Source organism: Proteiniphilum sp. LBM24028, assembly GCF_056629195.1.
This window is the reverse complement of record NZ_CM152817.1, coordinates 810,610-835,499: the sequence shown is the minus strand read 5'-3', so window position 1 is coordinate 835,499 and position 24,890 is coordinate 810,610. Positions and strand designations below refer to the sequence as shown.

Below are 24,890 nucleotides of genomic sequence, written 5' to 3'. Positions count from 1 at the left end.
GAAACGAGCCTCATTATAGCCAAAAATGTTCTTCACTCACGCTTTCCCGCAGAAAAAATTAAACGGAATTTGCAATTAAAGTTGCGAATATGGTGTAGTCTGCTTACTTTTGCACCGACAAACAGAGACCTATACATTAATATTAATAAATTATGTTATCCAAAATATTATCAATTACAGGACGCCCCGGCTTATATAAACTCATCTCGACAAATAAAAATCTGAATATTGTGGAATCGCTTGCCGACGGGAAACGGATTCCTGTATATCCTCAGGAAAAAGTTGTAGCCCTTAGCGATGTCTCCATATATACAACCGATGGAGACAGACCGCTGCGCGATGTATTGAAAAAAATAAAGGAAAAGGAGGATGGCAGAAAGGTTAACCTGGGCAGTAAATCACCGGGCAACGAACTATTGGCCTATCTCGAAGAGGTGCTGCCGGATTACAGCCGGGAGAGTGTATATGCATCTGACGTGAAAAAGATGATTTCATGGTACAACGTTCTCATGGAAAACGAAATCAACCTCGAAGAGGAAGAAAAGGAACCGCAAATAAAGGAAGAGGAAACCCCTGATCTTGATGAGGAGAGAGAAAATACCGAAAGACCAGAAAAATAACGTAATAATAAAAACGACGAAAGTTGAATGTTAACAATTTAATTACACGTGCTGGAGCCGGGATCATCTATATACTGGTGATCTTGATTGGTGTCCTCGGAGGACATGTTTCCTTTCTTATTATTTTCGGCGCAATACTCGCGATCGGATTATTTGAATTCTATCGGATGGTGGAAAAAGACACCTCCCATGCCATCAGCAAGATATTTAACATTTCAATGGGAATCGTAATCTTTTTGTCGGTTTTCCTTTACATAAAAGGAATTACCTTTTATGCCCTTCCTGCCGCCATACTTATATATCTACTGATTCTGATCGCTTCATCCATTTTTATTCGCCGGGATGACATCTTTCACGGAATCATCTATTCGGTGTTCGGGCAAATCTATATTACGATGCCCCTGGGTTTACTGATGCTCATCTCCTATTCTTACCAAAATAATATTACCGGTGAAGGATCGGACTGGGTACCTATCCTTGCCCTTTTTGTATTTACCTGGGTCAATGACACAGCCGCCTATTTTATCGGATCGCTTATCGGTAAACACAAACTAATCGAACACATTTCGCCTAAAAAATCGGTGGAAGGATTTATTGCGGGAATACTCTTTACCCTGTTGGCCTCTTTTATCTTTGCCAGCTTTTATCCCGGGTTTTCCACCGCTTTCTGGATGGGATACGGCATCATTGTAGCCCTGTTCGGTACATTGGGTGATTTGTTCGAATCACTCATCAAGCGTACCTCCGCCGTGAAAGATGCCGGTCACCTGATACCGGGACATGGCGGAATACTGGACCGAATAGACAGTCTCCTGGTAGCAGTACCTGCTGTTTATCTGTATCTGATTATTTTTTTATTCTTTTAGATTTTTCATCATTTTTTAAAAACAAAAAATCGATTCTGAGTGTTTTAAAGAAAACAAACACGTGTTGCAATGAACAAAAAAATAATTGGGACAAACGCAGGTATCGTCTGGAATCTTTTAAACGACAATCAAAAATGGGATATTGTTCAGTTACAGGAAGCTTCCGGATTATCCGAGAAGGAAGTTTATGCAGCCATCGGTTGGCTGGCAAGGGAAAACAAGATAGAGATCGAAAAGAACGCAAATGGCAGGGAAGCTTATTATCTTGTTATTGAATATTATTTTTAATCATATCCCCTTTTCTCGCAGCGCCTTATTTTAACCTAAAAAGTCCGAAAAAGTAAATCCGGACTTTTTATAAATAGGATATCTCTATTTACATCACTCCTTTTTCCCGAAGACGCTGCTGCCATTTCCAGGCTGAAGCCATGGTGTCTTCAATGGTCTCAGCAGCTTTCCATCCCAACACTTTATTTGCTTTGTCGGGTTGTGCCCATATTTGTTCTATATCTCCTTCGCGACGTCCCACAATTTTATAATTCAATGACTTACCTGACACCATTTCAAAGACGCGAATCAGCTCCAATACAGAGACCCCATTACCTGTACCCAAATTAAAGACCTCCACCTTCTCTTCCGATTTATTCTCAAGCATCCGTTCAATGGCTGTCACATGTGCTTTGGCAAGATCCACCACATTGATAAAATCGCGAATACAAGATCCGTCAGGGGTATTATAATCATCACCAAAGACACTCAATTGCTGTCTTATGCCGATACCTGTCTGCGTAATATAGGGTACCAGATTCTGCGGGACACCCAGGGGCAGCTCGCCAATTTCAGCAGAAGGATGTGCTCCGATGGGATTAAAATAGCGAAGGATAATGCTTCTGATAGGTGCACCGGAGTGAATAAAATCCTGAATGATCTCTTCGTTGATCTGTTTTGTGTTACCATAGGGCGAGGCCGCAGGCTTGATGGGGGCATTCTCATCAATGGGGTTCGCATCAGGCTCTCCATAGACAGTGCAGGATGAGGAGAAGACTATGCCCTTCACATTGTGCACAGGCATCAGTTCCAACAAATTGATCAGAGAAACCAGGTTGTTACGATAGTAGAGCAGCGGTTTTTGTACCGATTCACCAACAGCCTTGCTGGCAGCAAAATGAATGATCCCATCGAAACGGTGCTTCCGGAACAATGCCTTCATTGCTTCAAAATCGGTACAATCAAGTTTATCAAAAATGGGCCGTTTACCGGTTATGCGTGTGATGCCTTCCAAAACATCTGCATTTGAATTAGAAAGATTATCCACAATAATCACTTCGTACCCTGCCTGTTGTAGCTCTACCACCGTATGAGAACCTATATAGCCGGTTCCCCCTGTAACCAAAATTTTCTTTACCATAAAATTATCTTTTGTTTTCCTCATTTTGCACAAAATTACGAAAATTTTCTCTATGTTTGTCATAATGGGAATTTCGTTTTCAGAGACGCAATGAAATACGTTGTTAAAACATTCTATCACAAGGAAGAACTTCCTCCCATGAAAGAAGTAAATTTCTTTCATAATGCTTCTGCGTTTGACTGGTATAGCAATTCACCCACCTATACTCCTTTTATGGTTGTCGCCTTCGATGGAGAGAAGCCTGTTGCAGCCATATTTGCCATCATTATGCGTATAAATCACTTTTTCAGTGGAAAACTTTTCAAAAGATGTTTCATTACGCAACAACCTTCTTTCTTTGAAGAAAACCTTTCACAGATAGATATTTTTCATGCCCTTATTACCCAGTTGGTAAAGGAAGTAAAACACAAGGTATTTCTGATCCGGTATGACAACCTGGCAAATGCCATTTTCGGCTATAAGGGGTTTCGTGAAAACAAGTTCTATTCCGTGAAATGGATAAATATCAGGAATTCCCTGCAACGAAAACGAAAAATATGGGATCAGCTATCCCCCTCAAGAAAAAATCAGGTAAACAAGGCTATAAAAAGAGGAGTGACAACGGAGGAATTTGTCGCGGAGGAAAAACTACCCGAAATATACAAACTGATTCAGAATACCAACAATAAAAAAATATCCCGCCGTTTTCCTCCATACCGGTATTTTGAAAATTTTTTCTGCCACTACGTAAAAAATGGAAAAGGAAAAATACTGCTTACCCGCTTTCAGGGTAAAATTATCGGGGGATCTATTTTGGGTTTTGAAAATAAGAGCACAGCATATTGTCTCTATTATTGGGGAAAATCGAAACGGCATAAACTACTTTATCCCACTGTCTTTACACTCTACTCGGCCATGAAGATGGCCGAGGAACAGGGATTCTACTTTTTCGATTTTATGGACGTGGGATTTCTTCATAAACGTGCGGGCAGATCCCGTTTTCTGCTTCAATTTGGTGGTAAAGAAAGAGCCACACGACGCTGGTACAGATTCAACTGGGGTCTGCTCAATTTCTTTGCAAATAAAATCTATGATTGAAAATAGACACGCACTGATTGAAATAATCTTCCATTTTTGTCATCACCATATTCTATTCTGTTCGCAGTCTTCGTCTGGTTGAATATTTAAAAAAACATGAAAACTGGATTATCTCCAAAATTTGCAAACAAAAGCAAAGAGATTTTTCTTTTTGCTTTCCAAAGAGAATTAAATATTAAATTAATTTAAAAATGAAGTATTTACCGGATAATTCTTTGGAGAAACACAAAACATGCTGTATATTTGCATCGTGTTTTTCATGGTATTAGATTTAAGGTTAACAATGAAGATTGGTTGTCGTGAGACAACCATTCCTTTTTTATATCAGGTCTGTTTTCCTGAATTGATTTTTAAATCCCTTCTCAACTTCTAGAATTAATCCTTTTTCCGGGTTGCTTTCCCTGGGAGTGGGGTGCGATCATTTGTATTTATCCCACAGAGCTTCGTGAATAATCGTACGTGTGCGATCAATCAGTCCGGGAATGTCAGACTCCTTCAACCCTTCTGTATCAATAGGTTCGTGAATAATCAGCTCCATTTTAGAAGGCCTCAGCCGGAGGGTGTTCCTTTTTAACACATCAAACGGTCCATTAATGGTCAGCGGCACAACGGGCAACTTCATATCAACCGCAATATGATAGGCACCACGTTTAAAATGTCCCATCCTGCCGTCGTGTGTGCGAGCTCCTTCAGGAAAAATAACCATAGATACACCATTCACAATCTGTTCTTTCGCTTTTCGGATGGAGGCAGTGCGCGTGGCAGCATTTGTGTTATCCACAAAAACATGGCCTGCTTTTTCCGATGCAAACCCCACGAAGGGTATTTTTCGCAAACTCTGCTTCTGCATCCATTTTATATTCTGATTGAGAAAACCATATACAACAAAAATATCAAAAGCACCCTGGTGGTTAGCCACAAAAATATAAGACTTGTGCGGATCCAGATTTTCGCGCCCTCTTGTTTTCACGAAGCAAAGTGCAAGCCAGCAGGTAAACCGCGACCACCACTTAGGTGGATAATATCCCCAAAACCGGTCTCCAAAAAGAGGAGCCAGGACCATCACCAGCAACGCTGTAACCAATGTAAGCAGGATAAAGAGTGGTACAAAAATGACCCACTGATAAAAAAAAAAATATTTTCACTTCTTCACACTATTATCATAAACAATGCAAAAATAAATATTTTTATATATCATTGCGCAATAAACAGCATTGTTTTGCAAAGCAAAGAAGGTTTTTTCCACTTTAATCCATTTTTTATACCTATTTATTTCCTTATTTGTTGAATTTTGTGTTTATTTGCGCTACGAAATCAGTAACTAATAATATTCATATCACCACATGAAAGAATTTGCGAAATACATCGGCGTACTTGTAATGCTAATAGGCGTTGCCTTTTTAGTGATACCTTTTTTTATGAACATGACCACCAACACAAACCTCATCATTGGGCTGGTACTGGTTGTTGAAGGATTGCTGGGACATATTTATGTAAACAACATGAAAAAAGGGAACATCATCAGCAACATCCTCTGGGCAATTATTTTATTGATTGTACCGTTTGTGATCTTCTTCTTTTCAAAGAAGGCTGCCTACACGGAAAAAGAAATCAGAGCTTACAACCAATGAGTTAATATTTCTCTGACATGTAAATCCCGGGTTAACTCACCCGGGTTTTTTTATTTACTTACTTTTATTTCACTTCCGCTCCACATATAATTGAAAATTTTCATATCGTTTCACCAACACTTCATCACCCTTATCAATAAAACCTTTGAGGGAAACGGCATCGTAATAAACACCATCGACTGCCACCTTTCCTGAAGGACGAAGAACTGTGGCCGCCAGGCCCGTTTTTCCCACCATTGCAGCCGGCTCCATGGAGACCGAGACATAACCTTCCTGATCGGCATGCAACGCAACCTTGTCGAGGATTCCCGGTTTTCCTATCCTGCTTGACAGGTAAAGAATGAGGCCGAGGCTCATCCCCATTCCTCCAAGCACAATCATGACTGCCCGGAATATCTCTGTGGCGGGCAGCCCTTCAAAGTTAAACCGGATATTTCCTACCAGCGCAAGCAGTAACGCCAGAAATACAAAAAGGATACCCAGAATTCCGGTGACTCCAAAACCGGGAACAACAAATAACTCGAAAACAATAAAAATGAGTCCCAGCACAAAGAGTAATACCTCCCAGTTCTGTGCATAACCGGTAAGATACAACGGCGTAAAATAGAGTATGGCTGCCGTGATTGCTATGGCGGTGGGAAAACCTATACCGGGCGATTGAAGCTCAAAGTAGATACCCCCGACAATAAGCATGATCAACAAAGCCTGCACCACCCCGTTGGTGAGAAAACCTCTGATTTTGTCGTAGAGAGTAGGATTATAGGTCTCAAGGTCGTAATCGGAATACCCCAGAAAGGTGACGATCACCTCGTGTACATTTTCGGCGATGCCATCACAATAGCCCAGCTCAACTGCCTGACTGGCTGTGAGGGTCAGAATCTGCGTGGAGTCTACATATCCGGGTACCACAGTTCTTTCATCCACCATGGCCTCGGCAATCACAGGATCGCGCTTCCATTTTACAATGGTATCACCTTGTTCAACTGTCACCACTTTGCCATGACTTTCTGCCGTAGCGCGCATGATGCCGCGCATATATGACTGGTACTTATCGGGGGCCTTAGCTCCGTTACTGCCGTCTACCACCGTAGCGGCGCCAATGGAAGCACTGTTACGCATAAAGATGCTGTCGCAGGCAATCGAAATGAGTGCTCCGGCAGAAGCAGCATTGTTGTCGATAAAAACATATACAGGAAGTGGAAAGTTAAGGATTGCCGTACGCATTGAGTCGGCCTCCAGTACCCCGCCTCCATAGGTGTTCATATGCAGCAGCACAGCGCTGGCCTCTTTTCGCATTGCTTCGTGCAGGCCGTTCTGCAAATATATCCACGTATTGCTGCCGATATTCTCTTTGATGTTGATCCGGTAGATTGTCACCTTCTTGTCCTGTGCCGGAAGGTTGAATATGAGGCAACCTGTGAGAATAAGAAAAAAGTATCGTAATTTTTTCATTTTTAACAGGTATAATAGAACAAAGATAATAGATTTTGTTTTTCACCGGTCGTTTTCATCAAAAATGTGTATATTTGTAATTCAATTAATAAGTATGAGCACTATTTTACTTAGCATAGGGTCCAATACATTCGCCAAAACCAATATTGACAAAGCGAAACGAATGCTTACCCGGCTTTTTCCTGAGATTGTTTTTTCACAACCTATCCTCACTGAGCCCGAAGAAGAGAAATATTCATATCTTTTCCGCAATATTCTGGCCAAAGCAGAGACGCAGATGACTCCGGAGGAGGTGATTGATAAAATCAAACAGACAGAACGTGCGGTAGGACGTTCACCAAAAGACAAATACCTTGGTAAAGTAATCATCGACATTGACCTCATACAATACGGGAACGAGATACTGCGTCCCGGCGACTTTGAACGAAATTACGTGCAACAGTTGCTGGCAATGCTCCCGGCAACTGAATCATCTGCAACGAATGTTACACCCGACACAACCTCGACCATTGATACCGAGGCCGCCGATGACAATCGGGAATAATTAATTCAATCTCGTTACCGACTTCACCCCTTTCACAACCTTCAGCTTTTTAATCAGTTGTTCCATCATGGATGTGTTGGCGATCATCACCGAGATATTTCCCTGAAAAAGCCCGTCGTTAGAGTCGATGGAAATGGATCGCATCTGCACGCCCTCTTCCTTGGAGATAATGGAGATAAGGTTGGCCACGATATTGATCTGGTCGTTGCCAATCACCCGAAGTACGACGGTATAACTGGAGTATCCAGTAGTTCCTGACCAGCGTGCTTTTAATACCCGGTAACCATATCTGGAAAAGAGATCATGTGCATTCGGACAGTTTATGCGGTGAATCTTGATACCCTGGGAAGAAACAAAACCAAAGATTTCATCTCCGAAAATAGGATTGCAACATTTTGCCAGTTTGTAATCGATTCCCGTTAGGTTCTGGTCGATAACCAGTTCATCGGTACTTTTATAATCCTGCGCCGGAGGCTTCATGGTGAAATTTTCGGCACTTACCGTAAGATGTGCGTCCCTGCTTTCTTCCTCCTTGCTTTCCAGTTCCAGGTAACGATCAATAACCCAGTTCACCTCCATCTTTTCTGCAGCGATATCCACGTAAAAATCGGTTACCGTCTTATACTTTAGTTTTTTAATAAGCTGCATCAAATGTGCATCGTCCACCTCTATTTTACGGTTCTTCATCCTACGTAACAGAGTCTCCTTTGCAATATCTACCTGCTTACCGGCCTCCTCCTTGAGAAGTTGTCTTATTTTGGTACGCGCTTTCGCCGTGACCACGAAGCTCAACCAGTCCTGTTTAGGTGTCTGGTGGGCAGAAGTATTGATTTCCACCTGATCGCCGCTTTTCAGCTGATGTTTAATGGGAACATTTTTACCGTTCACACGCCCCGACATACAGGTAGCTCCCAGTTTTGAATGAATGGCAAAAGCAAAATCGAGCACGGTAGCTCCTTTCGGGAGCTTAAAGAGGTCACCTTTCGGCGTGAAAACAAAGATCTCCTCCTCGTACAGGTCCAACTTGAAGTCGGTCAGCTTCTGACTCAGATTGGCCTCTTTGTCTTCGAGTGACTCACGTAGCGAATTCAACCAGTTATCGAGTGTAGATTCCTCTTTCACTCCCTTGTATTTCCAGTGAGCTGCCAGTCCCCGCTCTGCAATCTCATCCATCCGTTTTGTCCGTATCTGCACCTCCACCCACCGGGCCTTGGGCCCCATGACCGTGATGTGCAGCGATTCGTATCCATTGCTTTTGGGGATGGAAAGCCAGTCCTTGAGCCGCTTAGGATTGGGCTGATACATGTCGGTGATGATGGAATAAACCTGCCAGCATTGTGCCTTCTCCTGCTCGGCAGGCGCATCGAGGATCACACGGATGGCAAAGAGGTCGTAGATATTCTCAAACTCAATCTTCTGCTTTTTCAGCTTGTTGAGGATGGAATGAATGGACTTTGTACGCCCCTTGATGTCATATTTCAGTCCGGTTCTGTCGAGCCGTTGCTTTACAGGTTCAATAAATTCCTGAATATACTGCTCGCGGGACCGTTTTGTCTCATTCAGCTTTTGTGCAATAAAATCGTAGTTTTCGCGGTCGGTATATTTCAGGCAGAGGTCCTCGAGCTCCGACTTGATGGTGTAGAGTCCAAGGCGGTGGGCAAGCGGTGCATAGAGGTAGGTGGATTCCACAGAAAGATCGAGCCGCTGTGAACGGTCCGAACCTTTTGCATCACGCATCAGTTGCAGCTGCCGGGCAATCAAGATAAAGACCACCCTGATATCCTCGGCCATAGAGAGCAACAGACGCATATAATTCTCCGATTCCACGGTAGATCGTCTGTCGGTGAACTCACCCACTTTCTTCAATCCCCTGAGAATCAACTCCACTTCGTCACCAAAGAGTTTTTTTGTTTCGGCGAGCGTATATTCGTCATTTCTTACCGCGCGAAAAAGGAGCACAGCACAGACTGTGGGTTGTTTCAACCCTATCTCGTCCGTTGTAATAAGAGCCGTCCGCATCTCAAGCAAGAGCTCGTAAAATGCTTCCTCCCTGTTTTTATCCGCCTTCGCCAGCGACATCTGCAACATCTCCTTCAGATGCAACACCCTCTCCCTTTCCCAGGCTTGCCTCAAAAATGAATAAAGCCTGCGATAAAGCCGCAGAAACTCGGGACGATCAACGAAAGTGATCTCTGTCATTGTTTGGTTTTGTCCATTATTGAACCACAAATTTACGATTTTCTATGAAAGTGCATCTTTTCGGCAGGCAAAATAACCTTCCAGTCGTTGCTTTGTGAGTTCGGGAACAAATTATTATATTTGCGCAGAAATTTTCACAGTACATCTCTATCCCTACCAAATAAAGCTACTGCTCTCTTCTGTGGGACAATGGTATGCGGCGGAATGAACAACCTACATTTATGAACAGGAAACTATGGAAAAAAGAGAAGATCTTTCTGTGTTACTGGTGGTGGCGATCACTTCCTTTATGGGCACCTTCCTTATTTCGGCAGTGAATATTGCCCTGCCCACTATTGAGAGGGACTTTTCCCTCACGGCAATTGAACTGAGCTGGATCATCACCTCTTTTATTCTGGGCACGGCCCTGTTCATGCTGCCCGCCGGAACCTGGGGCGACCGGAACGATAACCGGAGGCTTTTTCAGTGGGGTCTTCTTCTTTTCACATTATCTTCCCTCCTTTGTTATTTTGCACCGGACGGCTACTGGCTCATTGCCGGCCGTTTTGTACAGGGTGCGGGAGCAGCCTTCACTGGAACCACCGGGCAGGCCATCCTCGTGGCCACGTTTCCTGCCACTAGAAGAGGGCAGGTACTCGGCATTTCGGTTTCGTCCGTCTACGCGGGACTGGCCCTGGGGCCACTCGCAGGCGGTATTCTCACCATCCATACAGGCTGGCGCTCACTTTTCCTCATTGCCGCAATCTTCGGGCTTTTTACCACCCTTATTTCCCTGCGCTACATGAGAAAGAACGAAGAGAAAACCCGCCCCGCCGGCAAAGGCGATCATATCGGGACCATCCTGTTTATGGCAGGCCTCTCGGCCCTGGTGTACGGTTCTTCCCGCATCCCGTCCCTCCCCGGCTGGGCTATGATGGGGGGTGCCCTCTTCATGCTGTTTCTCTTTTTGAGAGTTGAAAGGAAAGCCCTCCATCCCCTGCTCGACATCCGTCTTTTTACTCACAACAGACTATTTACATACTCCAGCCTCTCCGCACTCATCAACTACACGGCCACCTTCGCCATCGTCTTTTTCCTGAGTCTCTACCTGCAGAAGATACAGGGGCTCTCTCCCCGCGACGCGGGAGCAGTGATCGTGGCCCAGCCACTGATGATGGCTCTCTTTTCACCGGTTGTGGGCAGGCTGTCCGACAAAATTCAGCCTCGCTACTTTGCCACCCTGGGCATGGCCATGTGTTCGTCGGGCTTAGCCATGCTGGCATTTCTCTCGCCCGGCACATCCATCGGGTGGATCGTTGCCATCCTGATATGGGTGGGCATCGGTTTCGCCCTCTTCTCTTCGCCCAATATGAATACCATCATGAGTTCCGTGAAACGGCCGCAGTACGGGCAAGCATCGGGCATTGCCGCTTCCATGCGGGTATTTGGACAGATCATCAGCATGAGCATCATCACCTTTCTCTTTTCCATCAACTTTGGCAGCTCATCAGTAGAGGCCGCTCCTGATCCGGTTTTTATGCATGTGATGCAGTGGGGATTTCTGATTTTTGCCCTTATAGGTCTGCCGGGCATCTATTTTTCTTTCAACCGGGGGAACGTAAAACAGAAGAAATAGTAATCCATGCGTACAACCAATGAAAATAACAACGTAGTTTCCATGAAAAATACCCCCCAAAAGGGGATTTTCTGCTCTCATCTATAAAATTATCTTTGAAGATAAAATTTTAATGTACATTTGCCTATGCAAATCTCTGACACGTTCACACTTAACCTACATACTATGAGTTTTAAGAGAAGAGTTTTCAAGAACTTGCTGTTTGCCGGATGGTGCGTCCTTTCGGTAAACGGATACGGACAGAATTCCGATAGCCTGGAACATCTGTTATCCAACAAAAAACTTTCGGCAGAGGAGTATCTTAAGGCATGTGATGAATTAAGCTGGAACTATCTCGACGATGATTTCGAAAAATCAAAACATTTTGCACAACTTGGAATCAAAAAGGCACAAGCGGAGAAAAATTCCTCCATGGAGGCCACACTATACCGTAACCTGGGAGTGGCCTATTATATGAACAGCCAGATGGACTCGGCCCAGCTCCTGCTCAGCATCTCTCTGGACAAAGCCATCAGGATGAAGGATAAAAAGCTGGAGGCGGCCGTTTATGGTGCCATCGGGAATGTCCACAATGTGTCGGGAAATTACGAAGAAGCACTTTCCTTCTACCTGAAAGCACTTTCCATGTTTGAGCTGCAGGAAAACAGGGAGCGGATCAGATCATTACTGGGAAACATCGGTGCGCTGTACTATAGTCTGTTAAACTTGAATCAGGCCGAGAAATATTTCCTGGATCTCGAACGGGAAAGCCTGCCGGCTAACGACATGTACAACCTGGGACGTGCTTATGATGGTTTGAGCAGAATAGCCCTGAAGCGCAAAAAATTTGACACTTCGCTGGAATATGCGGAATCGGCTGCGGATATCTTTCGCAGAAGCAATCAAAAAGCAGCCGAGGCTATTGCCCTGCAAGGCATCTCCATGGTCTATTATACCAATCACAAAGATTATGCAAAAGCCAAAGAATATGCATTGAAGGCATTGGAGCTGACCAGGGAGACGGGCTACCGGTCCGATCTTGCCGGATCGTTGAATATTCTGTCAAATATTTATTTCAATGAAAGAGATTATGAGAACTGTCTGAAATCGGCCAAAGAAGGAATTAAAGCCGACACCACCGATGCCAATGTCACCGCAAACCTATATGCCAACATGGTACGTGCAGGCATGTTTTTAAATCACAAAGAGGAAGCACTCCTCTATTTTGATAAATACCGTGCGTTAATTGACAACCGTTCCACGAAAGAATTTGAGCTGTCGATGGCAGAACTGGAAAAAAAATATCTGTCCGAAAAAAAGGAATTGCGCATATCCACGCTCGAAAGGGAACGGAAGTTATATGGAATTATTTCATTTACGACTGTCTTTATCCTGTTGTTGCTGCTGATCATTCTTTATTTACGGCAGAACACCATCCGCAATAAAAGGGAGTTGGCCGAACAAAAAATACTCCAGCTGATGCAGGAAAAACAGATCGTCGCCACACAAGCCGTGCTGGATGGCGAAACTGCCGAACGTGCCAGGCTGGCACGCGACCTGCACGATGGCCTGGGGGGGATGCTATCGGCCGTAAAGTTGAACCTGTTCGATATGAAACAAGACGTGATCATTGAATCGGAAGATGTTGCCCGCTTCAACAAGGTGATGGAAATGCTGGACAATTCCATGCAGGAGCTACGTCGTGTAGCACACAACATGATGCCCGAATCCTTATCCCGGTACGGACTAAAAATAGCTTTGGAAGATTTTTGCCGTAGTTTTCCAAATGTCTGTTTCCATTTTTTCGGTGAAGACAAGAGGTTCCATCAAAAAACAGAGAACACGCTGTACCGCGCTGTGTTCGAGTTGATCCACAACGCCATCAAGCATGCACAAGCAGAGCGTATCAATGTGCAAGTCATACAGCAACCGGACAGAATTTCCATCACCGTACAAGACAACGGAAAAGGCTTTGATCCCCGGAAGGAAACAAAAGGCACGGGACTGCAAAACGTCAGGAACCGCATCAATTCTATCGGAGGCACCGTAGAGATACATTCAGTAAACGATCAGGGTACCGAAATAACCCTCGAAATAGGCCTCAGTCATGACTAAGCGGGACAAAATCAATATCCTCATCGTGGATGACCACCGCATTCTTGTGGAGGGATTGAAAAAGCTTTTCGACAACTCAGCGGTCATTCAGGTAACGGGCGTTGCTTTTACCGGGGCTGAGTGCCGGACTGTCTTAACGAAAATGGTTCCGGACGTCATCTTGCTCGATATAAATTTGCCCGATATCAGCGGCATCGATCTCTGCAAAGAAATCAAAGAACACTATCCGCAGATAAAGATTGTGGTCTTGTCCAGCTTCAATGAGTATGCCATCGTTCGCCGGATGTTTGAGAATGGCGCATCGGGCTATGTAGTGAAAAATGCCATGCCCGAAGAGATCATCATGAGTGTGGAGATGGTGATGGACAACGAAATGTTTCTTTGCGAAGAATTGGACCTGCTGATGCGCAACCGCACCCACAATCCTGTCTGGCTCACCCCCAGGGAGAAGGAACTGCTGCGTCACATCGTGGATGGATACACAAATCCGGAGATCGCCGGAAAAATGTATCTCGGCGTGGAGACCATCAACAGCTACCGAAAGAATCTGCTGGTGAAGCTGGGGGCCAAGAACACGGCGGTGTTGGTGCGAATGGCTCTGGAACAAAAGCTGGTGTAACCGGCTCCCGGTGTTCGGAACAAGCTGTTAGAACCATTATGGCAGCAAATCCCCGATACCCGGTGGAGTCAGGTTCGCCGTTGCATCCACCGCAGGGCCTCCTTCCAATGCGAAACGTCCGCTCACTTCCCCTTCTGCCAGTCCGCCGAGGCCCGCCTTTACGTTGCTGGTAAAGGCCACATCCTTCACGGTATCCCCTTGCCCGATGGTGATCTCCACCCCCATGGCAGCCTCTGCCGTAATAGTTCCCCGGCCATATTCACCTTTTACACCCACCCCACCCCAAATGGTGGTTTCGTGTTTATTAAAATCGCGTTTCACTGACCAGAGAATCCCTTCACCCCCGGATAACTTTACATGGTCGCAACTAAGCTCGAACGACAAAGGCCCTATACCGCCCCCAATACCATTTTCACCCAGCGGACAATCCTTTTTCTTTTTTGAAGGTAATGTCGGATCAGACACATCCCGGGGTGGCTCCGGAGGCTCCGGTTCCACACAAACCATCCGATTGAGTTGATCAGCATAACCGGGCAATCCTGAAGCAAAGCCGGCAGCAATCTCCAGATGAATCACCGTCGTCATTTCCCGGTAGAGGTTGTAATACTCATTGAGACTGGGGGCATACATCCGTTCAATGATGGGATTGGTAAAAGCATAGTAGTCGGGGATCGCCTCTTTCAAGGCATTGGAAACCAGTGTGTAGTTTTTGCATCCGGCTGAAAAGGAAGATTCCAGGTCCCGTTTTTGTTCCTTACAGATGCGAAACACGACCTGGTCCAGCTGGTATTGTACCTGCCTGATTTCCGCTCCCACCTTTTTCTGGCAATACTCATTATCTCCACACGCCTCAAGCTTCTTGAGGAGTGCAGTCAGCTCTTCCTGAAGACGCAACGACTGCTCCATCAGTTGTGTGATTGTGGGCATATGCTGTTCCAGCAGGTTCGAATTGTTTTCCATGATCTTTGCACCCTGATTCAGTGCTTGTCCGTAGTTGCTGTTTTCACCAAACAACAATTCCGTGATATCGGAAAACAGCATGATCTCCTTTGAGAAATCACGGGTGAAAACCATTGCATTATCCGGATCTTTCGATGCACGCAGCTGCTGTTTTCTGATCCGCTCCGACACCGACAGCAGGTCGGAGGTCAGCTGTCTTTTCCGGGCATCCAGGCTGGAAAGGTATCTCTTGATTGGTTGCTCTTGTCCCGCCATTCTTCCGATATCCTCATACACGGGCAGGTCGGGTACCTCCACTCCTTCTGTATCGCCTTTCTCATCCGTCAGCGGCCGGGGCTGGCTCCCCTGGCTCTGTGAAGGCGACTTTGCCGCCTGTGCCTGTTTCATGGCGCCGAAACCTACTGCCGAATACCTTTGGCCCAAAGCCTTCCGCAGGTATTGTTCCGCTTTCAGGGGATTGTTTTCGCACTGGGCAATCAACCCCAGGCCCAAGTAAGGCGAACTCATTTTTGGTGCTGTTCTCAACGCTTTTTCAAACATCAGGGTGGCATTCGTGTTGTCGCCAGCTTCCCGGTATGCCCAACCCAGATTACAGAGGATAAGGCCGATATCCGGTTTTAACCGATCGGCATATTGCAACACCCGGATGGCTTTGGAATATTCACCCATGTCTTTGAGCGCCACGCCCAGGTTGTTGGCCGTAAGCACATCATCCGGCGTTTGGGAGGCACTCCAGGCAATGGCATAGACCGATGCCGATCCTGCCCCTGTCATCACAAAGGCCGCTCCCATATCTGCTCCGTCTGTCTTTTTGGAAGAGCGCTCCAGCATAAGCCTCAGCTTTTGTAAATCACCCGTCTTCGGCCCATAGGTTGTCATCAGCGCCCGGGCAAACTCTATATACTCTTCGCGTGTCAGAGTAGGCAGCGGGGAGAGGTCAACTTTCTCCGGACAGGATTTGCTGCTTTTCGCATCGGCCATTTTTGACTGCGGGGTCGCGGTGGCGCGCAGGCCATCCTTATCTGTTCGCCTGTCCCATGCATCAAATTGCTTCTCCATCGATGCGCCCCACTGCTCCAGCCGGGCACTTTCCTGCTCGGTGAGTCCCTTTCCCGATTTCGCTTTTTCCAGAATCCGGCTAACATCCTTGGGGATTTGCATCTGGGCGCAGACAGCAAACGTGAATGTTAACGCCGCTAGTAAAAGTAATAATTGCTTCATAAATGAGACGGTATTACTCCTCGTCGGTGAACCGGATATCCCGGGGTACTTCAAATTTTTCCTGCGGAGGAGCCACCTCTTCAACCGATGTTACCCGGGAGGAAGTTTGTATGCCCATTGCTTCACCCTCCATGCTCATCATGACATTCCCCCACATCACATAATCCATTTGGGTTCCTTTATCGCTCTTCATGCTCATCTTTCGGCATTTGTATCCGAGGAATTCGACTTCTCCCAGGTCCTCCAGGTTCATCTTTCCCAACAGTTCATCCGACAATGATTCCACATCTACTCCCAGGGGGTTGATTGCCCTTGCCAGGGTATAATGCTCACCTGTCTTCTTGTCCAGGTCTATCTTCCAGTGGTCATCCCCTTTTATGATCTCCAAGGTACGTGTGGAGTAGTCCTCTCCCATGACTTCCATCGGCACTGTTGTTTCAATGGCTTCCCATTCGCCCCACTTGTCAAAATAGGTAACAATGCTCATCTCCATGCCCATGGCTTCAGAGGTAGAGCGAATGATTCCTTGTTCAAGGGGATATCTTTTTTTCCCGGCCTCAGCTTGGAGTTCTTTTGCCGAAAATTCCTGTCCCCGGGATTCCTTCCCTTTCTTCTCTCCGGAGCAGCTGCCAAAGAGCAGAACAAGCAACAGAAAAGATATTGTTTTTTTCATGATTTTTCCGTTTTTTAGTTTGCTTTTATCACACTTGTTGATTTATGAATTCTCAGTAATTTGTTTCTCTAATAAAAGTGATCGCCGTCGCATCCGGTAGCGATAATCTCACTGTTTGACTATCCTGCTTTTCAGCGATCTGTATGTCATGTCGCCCCCGGCCAGCGAAGCTAGCTTCTCTGCTACCATCAAGGGAACTGCAATGTCGTCGCCATCTGCTTCCAGGGTGAAAAAGACATCCTTCACCCGGCCTGTATAGTAGCTGGAGTAGCGCACGAGCTCCTTATCGTCCCATTTTGCCATATACTTGTAGCTTCCGCCAGCTCCCCACTCCCGGGTTTTTATATCCGCCAGTTTCTCGTCATGCACTGGATGTAACCCTTTCCTTATGCTCTCGAGCTTCATCTCCAATGCCATCTTCTCTAATTCCGTTCGTCCCGTGACCTCTTCATTTTGACTCTCTGAATCATACATAGTAAGGGCGATGGTGAAATTGTACCCCTTGCCGTCGTTCCTTCCGGTTAAAGTGTCAAACTGAATTCCTGCAAAAAGAGGATAGAAGACACAGCTTGCTCTGCCCAGTGTTCGGCAGCTTTCAGGAAGAATCTGGAGCAACTCCGCAGGCACGTCGAATACATAGGCCTGCGCATTTCCCTGGTACTGCTCCAACAACTCACCTGCATGCTGAAAATCTCCCAACATCTGCTGCATGCCGGGAGTTTGGTTCAGCTGGTTCATAAGGATGTTCAGGTCCGGGAGAAATTGTTTCGGATCATTCGGAGCAATAGCCTTGATTGTATCAGACATATCTACTGCAAAAGAGCAAAAGAGTATCAGTTGGCATAGGATAACAATGGTAATTCTTTTCATGATTTTGCTTTTTATTTTTCAGAGTTTCACAAATTAACTCCGTTGATTTGTTTCACGACTCGGCAAAATTCAAACAAGTTCGATTTTGCACTCACTGCTTCACAAATTCAACCCTGCGGTTCAACGCTTTGTTAGCCGGTGTATCATTGGGCGCAACGGGAGTGGTTTCACCGGCTCCTTCCGTCTCTATCCGCGATGCGTCTATTCCGAACTTGCTGACCAGCTCGTTCTTTACCGATTGGGCACGGCGTTGCGATAGTTCCAGGTTTTTGGCATCATCTCCATCACTGTCGGTATGCCCGATAATTTTAACTTTTACCGGTTCGTTTTCCTTCAACACATCGGCAATGCTCTTCAGTGTACCGAACGATTCGGGTTTTACATCCGCCTTGTTCACATCGAAGGTGATGCCGTAGGTAACCAGTTTCCCTTCGGTGATCAGTTTGCTGCGGGTGTCGGGCGATGCGGTCGTGATTTTCAGGTTCGACACGTAGGGTGCACTGTATCGGTCCCATCCCGAGAAACGCATGCGGTTGAGCTTCACACCGGGATAGATGTTGGTGGGCATATCCAGTACTTTCGCATTCTGATGATAGATGCGTACTCTTCGCTTCTGTACCCAGATGATCACATGGTTCTCCTTTTCCCGGATCACGGGGTTTCTGGTCGCCTGACCGGTAATCCAGTCCTCCGTATCCTTGTAGCCCTTGGTATTCCAATTGTCGTATCCCAGGTCGACATGCAAACCCGACTCACCGGGATACAAGTCGTCGTTCATCTCTTTCGGGTCATCTGCTTTTTCCTGATAGAGTGTGAACTGAATCCCATATTGGTATTTTTCATCGGGAATAATATCGAACTCAACGATAAAGTTATCGGGTAAAGCAAGCGCACGTGTATAGCAGTATACCGCATCCTCCCCGTTCATATGGAACCACTTTCCCGGGGCAATATTCACCGTCTTCACCTCACCACTGCCGTTCGTCGTCCAGAGAGCCGGGAAGTCGCCGACTGCATCTTGTGAGAAATCGTCGTAAAAGAGGATCTGATCGCCCGGCACAAAATCGTACTGGCTGGTGCCCGTTAATTTTTGCGAAGTGTTGGCGGCCATATTTTCGCCTTTCTCCTCCGTAACAATGATACCTTCCTCTTCTTCGTTTGAGGCGGATTTCTTGTTTTTATCCTCTTTCGTCACCGACTCTTCCGCTTTATCCATTGCTTTCTCGGTTACCTCCTCCGCTTTCTGTTCCACCCGTCTCTCCACGGTGTTCTTTGCGGCCTCCTTGGCCGCATTGCCCAGTTTGTTCAGCCATTTCTGTGCATCGGCCTGCGTAGTAAACAACAGGCAAAAACTCAATAGGATAAGTACTTTTTTCATGATCTGTCTTTTTTATAATAAATCTTGCGAACAATACAATCTGTACACCCACGCCATACCTAGTGAATAGAAAGATTAGCCGCTCACCGCGGTTCACACTTTTTAAGATTATAAAACAAAATTACTCCACTTAACTTGTAGAAAATACCCCCAAAAGGGGGTTTTTCAGACTACAATAGAGGATCGCACGGAGGTACTACAGATAACTACAAGGGAAATGAAGGAATGATTGCAGATGTTTGTTACAGGCTTTGTATCTGTCAATGACAGCCGGCAGATAAAAAAATGTACCGCATGGATGCGGCAAAATCATTCAGTTGGTATTATCTTTGCACCCACAAACAAAAAACAGAATTCACACAATAATGGCAAAAGAATTGAAGGAGATCACTCCCCGCAGCAAGGACTATTCACAGTGGTACCTTGACGTGGTGATCAAAGCCGACCTGGCCGAAAACTCGGCCGTGAGAGGCTGTATGGTGATCAAACCCTACGGGTATGCAATCTGGGAAAAGATGCAACGTCAACTGGACGACATGTTCAAGGAAACGGGTCACATGAACGCATACTTTCCGTTATTTATCCCGAAGTCGTACCTGAGCCGCGAGGCCGACCATGTGGAAGGCTTTGCCAAGGAGTGCGCCGTGGTGACCCACTACCGGTTAAAAAATGCGTCCGACGGCAGTGGTGTGGTGGTCGATCCCGAAGCAAAGCTCGAGGAAGAGCTTGTGGTGCGCCCCACCTCCGAAACAATCATCTGGAGTACATACAAAAACTGGATACAATCCTACCGCGACCTGCCCTTGCTCATCAATCAGTGGGCGAATGTGGTGCGTTGGGAGATGCGTACCCGGCTGTTTCTCCGCACGGCCGAGTTCCTCTGGCAGGAAGGCCATACGGCACACGCCACCAAAGAAGAGGCGGTGGAGGAAGCCGAAAGGATGATCAATGTGTATGCGGAATTTGCAGAGAAGTATATGGCGATGCCGGTCGTGAAGGGATTCAAGTCGGAGTCCGAACGCTTTGCCGGTGCCCTCGACACCTACACCATTGAGGCGATGATGCAGGATGGCAAAGCATTGCAATCGGGCACGTCGCACTTCCTCGGTCAGAATTTTGCCAAGGCATTCGACGTACAGTTTTCCGATCAGAACGGAAAGCGCGATTACGTGTGGGCGACCTCCTGGGGTGTTTCCACACGGTTGATCGGTGCACTGATCATGTCACATTCCGATGACAATGGTCTCGTGCTGCCTCCCAAACTGGCCCCCTATCAGGTGGTGATTGTGCCGATCTACAAAAATGCCGAACAGTTGCAGCAGATCAACGAAAAAGTGGCTGAAATCATAGAACGGTTAAAATCTCTCGGCATCAGCGTGAAATACGACAACGCCGACAACAAGAAGCCGGGCTGGAAATTCTCGGAATACGAACTCAAGGGTGTGCCGGTACGGCTCGCCATGGGCGGACGTGACCTCGAAAGCAACACCATAGAGGTGGCCCGCCGCGACACGCTGACCAAAGAGACCGTGTCGTGCGAAGGCATCGAGCAACATGTCAAGGCGCTGTTGGAGGAGATTCAGGAGAACATCTACAAAAAGGCGGCCGATTTCCGTGCTGCCCAAACCCGCGAAGTAAACTCCTACGAGGAGTTCAAGGAGGAGATCGAAAAAGGCGGGTTCCTGCTGTGCCACTGGGACGGCACCCCGGAAACAGAAGCGCTGATCAAGGAGGAGACCAAGGCCACCATCCGTTGCATTCCGCTGGAGGGCGACAAGACACCCGGCAAATGCATGGTGACGGGAAAACCGTCGGCGCAACGGGTCATCTTCGCGCGGGCCTATTAATCTCACAAACGGTCATGCCTTCCTTCACGCAGTGGATCTCAGCCTTCAGGCTACGCACCCTCTTTCTGGCAGTGGCTACCGTCGTCCTGGGCAGTGCATTGGCCTGGCATGAAGGTGCCTTCAGTACCATTACATTCCTTCTGGCGCTGCTACTGGCAGTCGCCATCCAGATACTGGCCAACCTGGCCAACGACCTGGGAGATTTTCAGAAAGGAACCGATGTTACCGGTCGGCGACAAGGGCCCACCCGCGCACTGCAGAGCGGCAGGATTTCACAAAAGGAGATGAAAAGAGCAGTCATACTCTTTACAATCCTTTGTGCGGTGACCGGCCTGGCGCTTATATGGAGTGCAACCCCTTTCAGAGACCCTTCGTCCGCATGGATCATGACAGCCCTCGGTGGGGGCTCAATCCTTGCGGCGCTCTTTTACACCATGGGAAAGCATGCCTATGGCTACCGGGGCTGGGGCGACCTCTTCGCCTTTCTCTTTTTCGGACCGGTCCCGGTGATCGGCACCTGGTTTCTGCATACGCATGAAACGGGATTTCAACCAGTATTGCCAGCTATCGGGCTGGGGTTGATCAGCACCATGATCCTCAACGTAAACAATATGCGGGATATTGAAAATGACAAGGCATCCGGAAAAATTACAGTTGCCGTAAAGTTGGGATTACCCGGTGCAAAAGTGTATCATTCCCTGTTGACCCTTATTTCCTTTGTCTGTTTTGCCGGTTACAACTTCCTTTTTGCACCGGCACCGTGGTACAGGTATGCTTATCTCCTTGTCTTTCTGCTTCCTTTTAAAATTGTGATCGAACTCAGGCATAAAGAAGGAGAGGCGCTCGATCCTTACCTGAAGCTCACCTCCCTCTCGGGATTCCTGCTGGCGGTCACTTTCGCCCTGTGCAGCAATTTATAAGACTGCGGACTATTTTAACTCCACTTCCACCACATAGGCGGTTTCATCGGGAACCCGACCCAGCTGCAGTACGATGCCACCCGCAACCTTTGTGAATTTCACCGGTTTCTTGTCGACAAATATTTTCACGGAACTTATCTGTTTTCCCTCAATTGGCAAATAAAGTGCCTCATCTTTCAGGTTCAGGATATGCACAAAAAGCCTGTTTCCCTTCTGCGTGGTCACTCCCCAGTCGCGGGGTGCGATAAAGCCGCCACGGGTACCGTAGATGGTCTCACCATATGTTTTCAGCCACGCACCCATTGCATTGTAACGCTCAATGGCTATATCGGGAAAGGTTCCGTCCGGCCGTGGTCCTACATTCATCAGGAGGTTGGCATTGTTTCCTGCCGCCTTCACCAGGTAGTGAATCAGCTCTTTCTCCGTTTTGTAATTTTTGTCGGTGATATTGTATCCCCACGAGCGGTTCATGGTCTCACAGGTCTCCAGCGGTAACTGACCTATCGTTGATGTGCCGGAAAAGCCCGATTGATTTTGTCCCGGCAAATCTTTTTCAAAGGTCTGCCCGTCTTCACCCTCAACGGGAGCAAGGTGGTGGTTGTTGATAACCAGACACCCCGGCTGAATGGCATGAATGTGGTCATAAATTTCCCGCATGCGCCAGTCGAAATCTCCCGGCTGATCCCACTGTCCGTCGAACCAGATGGCCCCTATTTCTCCGTAGTTTGTCAACAATTCAGTCAGCTGGTTCAGCATGAATCGGTGGTAGCTTTTCCAGTCTCCCTGCGCTGTGCGCCCTACCCCTTTACCGGTTCTGCCCAATGGGAAATAATCGGTCCGTCCCCAATCGAGCAGTGAATAGTAAAAGTGTAACTTTATTCCCTGTTTGTAGCATTCATCGGCCAACTCTTTGAGTACGTCCCGTTTGAAGGGTGTGGCATCCACGATGTTGTAGGGAGACTGCTTCGTGGCGTACATTGAAAAGCCATCGTGATGGCGTGAGGTGATGCAGATGTATTTTGCGCCGGCAGCCTTCACGTCCGACACCCATTTTGCGGCGCTGAATTTCGAAGGATAAAAGCCATTGGCCAGCCGGGCATACTCCTGGTATTGGATGTTCCTGTTGTTCATGATCCACTCCCCGTCGGCCATCATGCTGTAGATGCCCCAGTGGATAAAAACGCCGAACTTCATATCCTGAAAAACTTCGCGATTTTTCAGATTTTCTTCGGTCGGGTGATAGGGCTGTTGCGCCAATGCGCCGGTTGTCATCCATAGCAGTGTAGTAAATAGTATGATACCTTGTTTCATGATATTTGTAAAATTGGTGATTAGTGATTTGCTGTCTCCATAAAATTAATCAGTCGTGCTACCGCCTGCTGATCCTCGAAATCGACTTTCTTTTCTTTCATGTACTGATCAAATTGCTTTCCGTTCTTTTTATACTGACCTTTCAGTTGTCTCATCGTTTTGATCTCCTTCCGTCCCGAGCCATTGTCCAGAAAATAGATTGTGTAAGGCTTCACCTGAAAATCGTCGGGTAGCTTCAGCTCATACAATCTGCCTCCACTCGACAAGCTGGAATAGCTGTCGGTGGACGATGTCTGCGACGTTCCTCCGTAAGCGGCAGGCTTCCCCGGAGGAATCACCCGGCACTTGTACTGGGCAAAGAGACTGTATCCTTCCTGATGAAGCACTTCCAGATACTTTTTATTGTACAGGACAAACTTCCTGTCGTGGAGAAATACAGTATCCAACTGGCTCAGTGTGGGTTCAGCGAAGGCCAGCATTTGACCATTCTGTTTAAAAATCATTTCTTCCGAGGCTGCATTAAAATTGAGCAATACGGAGTTCTTCTGTCCGTTTTTCATCAGGACTATTCCCTGGGCAAACTCAGGAAAGAGATAATGGGAAATCTCCTTTACCTGTGGTTGTGCATACAAAACACCCTGCACAAGCAAGAGGGTAAACAGCACAATCTTTGTTCTCATACGATTAAGATTTATATTGAACTTTAAATGTAATGACAAGCGATTGCCTTAATAGCAGGTATGGACGATGCGGATAACTTCTGATCGGGTTATATGCACCGCCTTATACCGCAAAATAAGATTCCAGCTCTTTCAGTGTATTCTCGCTGGTGCGGATATCATTCACCACCAGCCCTTTCTCGAGCACCACGATGCGATCACAGACCTCGGTCACATGATTGAGATCGTGGCTGGAAATCAGCATGGTCATATTCCGTGTGGTCTTCAGCTCGTTGAGCATCCGTTTCAATCGTATCTGCGAGGTAGGATCGAGCGCGGTAAACGGCTCGTCGAGGATCAGTATCTGCGGGTCACTGATCAGTGCGGCGGCAATGCCTGTCTTCTTCTGGTTTCCCTTGGAGAGGTCGCGAATCAGCTTGCCCGATCCCACTATCTCCCCGTTAAAGAAATCTTTCATCGACTCCAGAAATGCGTGCATATCTCCTTCCGACTTGCGGTATACTTTGGCAGTGAAAGCAAAATACTCCTCGGCGGTGAGGAAATCAATCAAAAAACTCTCATCGAGGAACGATCCCACCTTCGCTTTCCACGCATCGCGACGGGCCACTGTTTCACCGTTGATCTGCACCTCACCCGAGGAAGCCTCGATCAGGTCGAGGATCAGCCGGAAGAAAGTAGTCTTGCCGGCACCGTTATTTCCCACCAGACCGAAGCTTTCGCCATTTCTGATCTGCATGGATGGAATATTGAGGACCGTGACGCCGCCGTAGATCTTTTTCAGGTTGGCAACAGTGATGATCTCTTCTGTCTTTCCGGCCGACAGGGGTACCGGGGGAGGCACGTCGGTAAGGTTGACTGAACGCTGTATATCTTCTTGCATATGCTTTATTTTTTTCTGTTTTAAA

Annotated in this window: 22 protein-coding genes; 11 read left to right on the top strand and 11 right to left on the bottom strand. The window is 46.9% G+C overall.

Annotated elements, in window-relative coordinates; all coding sequences use genetic code 11:
- Positions 1 to 152: 152 nt before the first annotated feature.
- The 3 genes from AC1HCU_RS03180 (at position 153) to AC1HCU_RS03170 (ending at position 1,774) form a co-directional block, all read left to right on the top strand.
- Positions 153 to 620 (top strand): DUF5606 family protein, encoded by a 468-nt coding sequence (locus AC1HCU_RS03180; protein WP_480368978.1) that lies wholly within the window; start codon positions 153 to 155, stop codon positions 618 to 620.
- Between the two features lie 23 nt (positions 621 to 643).
- Entirely contained in the window at positions 644 to 1,486 is an 843-nt protein-coding gene (locus tag AC1HCU_RS03175; RefSeq protein ID WP_480368976.1) for a phosphatidate cytidylyltransferase, read from the top strand.
- Positions 1,487 to 1,555: 69 nt separating this feature from the next.
- Positions 1,556 to 1,774 (top strand): winged helix-turn-helix domain-containing protein, encoded by a 219-nt coding sequence (locus tag AC1HCU_RS03170; RefSeq protein WP_480368973.1) that lies wholly within the window; start codon positions 1,556 to 1,558, stop codon positions 1,772 to 1,774.
- Between the two features lie 88 nt (positions 1,775 to 1,862).
- Here AC1HCU_RS03170 and galE read toward each other — a convergent pair whose 3' ends face one another.
- On the bottom strand, positions 1,863 to 2,894 hold the full coding sequence (galE, locus tag AC1HCU_RS03165; RefSeq protein ID WP_480368969.1) for a UDP-glucose 4-epimerase GalE: 1,032 nt from the start codon (positions 2,892 to 2,894) through the stop codon (positions 1,863 to 1,865).
- Between the two features lie 90 nt (positions 2,895 to 2,984).
- On the opposite strand from galE, the gene AC1HCU_RS03160 reads away from it, so the two are divergent.
- A complete protein-coding gene (locus tag AC1HCU_RS03160; protein ID WP_480368966.1) occupies positions 2,985 to 3,971 on the top strand; it encodes a peptidoglycan bridge formation glycyltransferase FemA/FemB family protein in 987 nt (328 codons plus the stop codon).
- 418 nt (positions 3,972 to 4,389) lie between these two features.
- Here AC1HCU_RS03160 and AC1HCU_RS03155 read toward each other — a convergent pair whose 3' ends face one another.
- Positions 4,390 to 5,055, bottom strand: coding sequence for a lysophospholipid acyltransferase family protein (locus AC1HCU_RS03155; RefSeq protein WP_480368964.1), 666 nt, complete (start codon positions 5,053 to 5,055; stop codon positions 4,390 to 4,392).
- Positions 5,056 to 5,314: 259 nt separating this feature from the next.
- Here AC1HCU_RS03155 and AC1HCU_RS03150 point away from each other — a divergent pair, with 259 nt between their 5' ends.
- Entirely contained in the window at positions 5,315 to 5,602 is a 288-nt protein-coding gene (locus AC1HCU_RS03150) for a hypothetical protein (RefSeq protein ID WP_480368961.1), read from the top strand.
- A 69-nt stretch (positions 5,603 to 5,671) separates the two neighbouring features.
- Here the strand turns inward: AC1HCU_RS03150 and AC1HCU_RS03145 are convergent, their stop codons facing one another.
- Entirely contained in the window at positions 5,672 to 7,054 is a 1,383-nt protein-coding gene (locus AC1HCU_RS03145) for an NfeD family protein (protein ID WP_480368958.1), read from the bottom strand.
- Between the two features lie 94 nt (positions 7,055 to 7,148).
- Here AC1HCU_RS03145 and AC1HCU_RS03140 point away from each other — a divergent pair, with 94 nt between their 5' ends.
- Positions 7,149 to 7,598 (top strand): 2-amino-4-hydroxy-6-hydroxymethyldihydropteridine diphosphokinase, encoded by a 450-nt coding sequence (locus AC1HCU_RS03140; protein WP_480368955.1) that lies wholly within the window; start codon positions 7,149 to 7,151, stop codon positions 7,596 to 7,598.
- Here the strand turns inward: AC1HCU_RS03140 and AC1HCU_RS03135 are convergent, their stop codons facing one another.
- Positions 7,599 to 9,797 (bottom strand): RelA/SpoT family protein, encoded by a 2,199-nt coding sequence (locus AC1HCU_RS03135; protein WP_480368952.1) that lies wholly within the window; start codon positions 9,795 to 9,797, stop codon positions 7,599 to 7,601.
- Between the two features lie 235 nt (positions 9,798 to 10,032).
- Between AC1HCU_RS03135 and AC1HCU_RS03130 the strand changes: the two genes are divergently transcribed.
- The 3 genes from AC1HCU_RS03130 to AC1HCU_RS03120 all read left to right on the top strand — a co-directional run bounded on the left by AC1HCU_RS03130 (position 10,033) and on the right by AC1HCU_RS03120 (position 14,125).
- Positions 10,033 to 11,412, top strand: coding sequence for an MFS transporter (locus tag AC1HCU_RS03130; RefSeq protein ID WP_480368950.1), 1,380 nt, complete (start codon positions 10,033 to 10,035; stop codon positions 11,410 to 11,412).
- A 165-nt stretch (positions 11,413 to 11,577) separates the two neighbouring features.
- Positions 11,578 to 13,506, top strand: coding sequence for a tetratricopeptide repeat-containing sensor histidine kinase (locus tag AC1HCU_RS03125; RefSeq protein ID WP_480368947.1), 1,929 nt, complete (start codon positions 11,578 to 11,580; stop codon positions 13,504 to 13,506).
- Positions 13,499 to 14,125: a response regulator gene (locus tag AC1HCU_RS03120; protein ID WP_480368944.1), complete on the top strand. Its 627-nt coding sequence runs from the start codon at positions 13,499 to 13,501 to the stop codon at positions 14,123 to 14,125. The genes AC1HCU_RS03125 and AC1HCU_RS03120 overlap by 8 nt, the downstream gene beginning before the upstream one ends.
- A gap of 36 nt (positions 14,126 to 14,161) precedes the next feature.
- Here AC1HCU_RS03120 and AC1HCU_RS03115 read toward each other — a convergent pair whose 3' ends face one another.
- The 4 genes from AC1HCU_RS03115 to AC1HCU_RS03100 all read right to left on the bottom strand — a co-directional run bounded on the left by AC1HCU_RS03115 (position 14,162) and on the right by AC1HCU_RS03100 (position 19,227).
- Positions 14,162 to 16,306: a tetratricopeptide repeat protein gene (locus tag AC1HCU_RS03115; protein WP_480368942.1), complete on the bottom strand. Its 2,145-nt coding sequence runs from the start codon at positions 16,304 to 16,306 to the stop codon at positions 14,162 to 14,164.
- 13 nt (positions 16,307 to 16,319) lie between these two features.
- Positions 16,320 to 16,979, bottom strand: coding sequence for a hypothetical protein (locus tag AC1HCU_RS03110; RefSeq protein ID WP_480368938.1), 660 nt, complete (start codon positions 16,977 to 16,979; stop codon positions 16,320 to 16,322).
- A 108-nt stretch (positions 16,980 to 17,087) separates the two neighbouring features.
- Positions 17,088 to 17,849 carry a hypothetical protein gene (locus AC1HCU_RS03105; protein ID WP_480368935.1) on the bottom strand — a complete coding sequence of 254 codons (762 nt, stop codon included), beginning with the start codon at positions 17,847 to 17,849 and terminating at the stop codon, positions 17,088 to 17,090.
- Between the two features lie 91 nt (positions 17,850 to 17,940).
- A complete protein-coding gene (locus AC1HCU_RS03100) occupies positions 17,941 to 19,227 on the bottom strand; it encodes an OmpA family protein (protein WP_480368933.1) in 1,287 nt (428 codons plus the stop codon).
- Between the two features lie 365 nt (positions 19,228 to 19,592).
- Between AC1HCU_RS03100 and proS the strand changes: the two genes are divergently transcribed.
- Complete coding sequence (proS, locus tag AC1HCU_RS03095) at positions 19,593 to 21,074, top strand: proline--tRNA ligase (RefSeq protein ID WP_480368930.1); 1,482 nt, start codon at positions 19,593 to 19,595, stop codon at positions 21,072 to 21,074.
- The gene (gene menA, locus AC1HCU_RS03090; RefSeq protein ID WP_480368927.1) at positions 21,017 to 21,994 is read left to right on the top strand and encodes a 1,4-dihydroxy-2-naphthoate octaprenyltransferase; all 978 of its coding nucleotides are present in this window, start codon (positions 21,017 to 21,019) and stop codon (positions 21,992 to 21,994) included. Before proS ends, menA begins: the two co-directional genes overlap by 58 nt.
- 9 nt (positions 21,995 to 22,003) lie before the next feature.
- On the opposite strand, the gene AC1HCU_RS03085 is transcribed toward menA, so the two are convergent.
- The 3 genes from AC1HCU_RS03085 to AC1HCU_RS03075 form a co-directional block, all read right to left on the bottom strand.
- Positions 22,004 to 23,305, bottom strand: coding sequence for an alpha-L-fucosidase (locus AC1HCU_RS03085; RefSeq protein WP_480368924.1), 1,302 nt, complete (start codon positions 23,303 to 23,305; stop codon positions 22,004 to 22,006).
- 20 nt (positions 23,306 to 23,325) lie between these two features.
- Positions 23,326 to 23,985 (bottom strand): hypothetical protein, encoded by a 660-nt coding sequence (locus AC1HCU_RS03080; protein ID WP_480368921.1) that lies wholly within the window; start codon positions 23,983 to 23,985, stop codon positions 23,326 to 23,328.
- A 103-nt stretch (positions 23,986 to 24,088) separates the two neighbouring features.
- The gene (locus AC1HCU_RS03075; RefSeq protein ID WP_480368918.1) at positions 24,089 to 24,865 is read right to left on the bottom strand and encodes an ABC transporter ATP-binding protein; all 777 of its coding nucleotides are present in this window, start codon (positions 24,863 to 24,865) and stop codon (positions 24,089 to 24,091) included.
- Positions 24,866 to 24,890 lie beyond the last annotated feature (25 nt).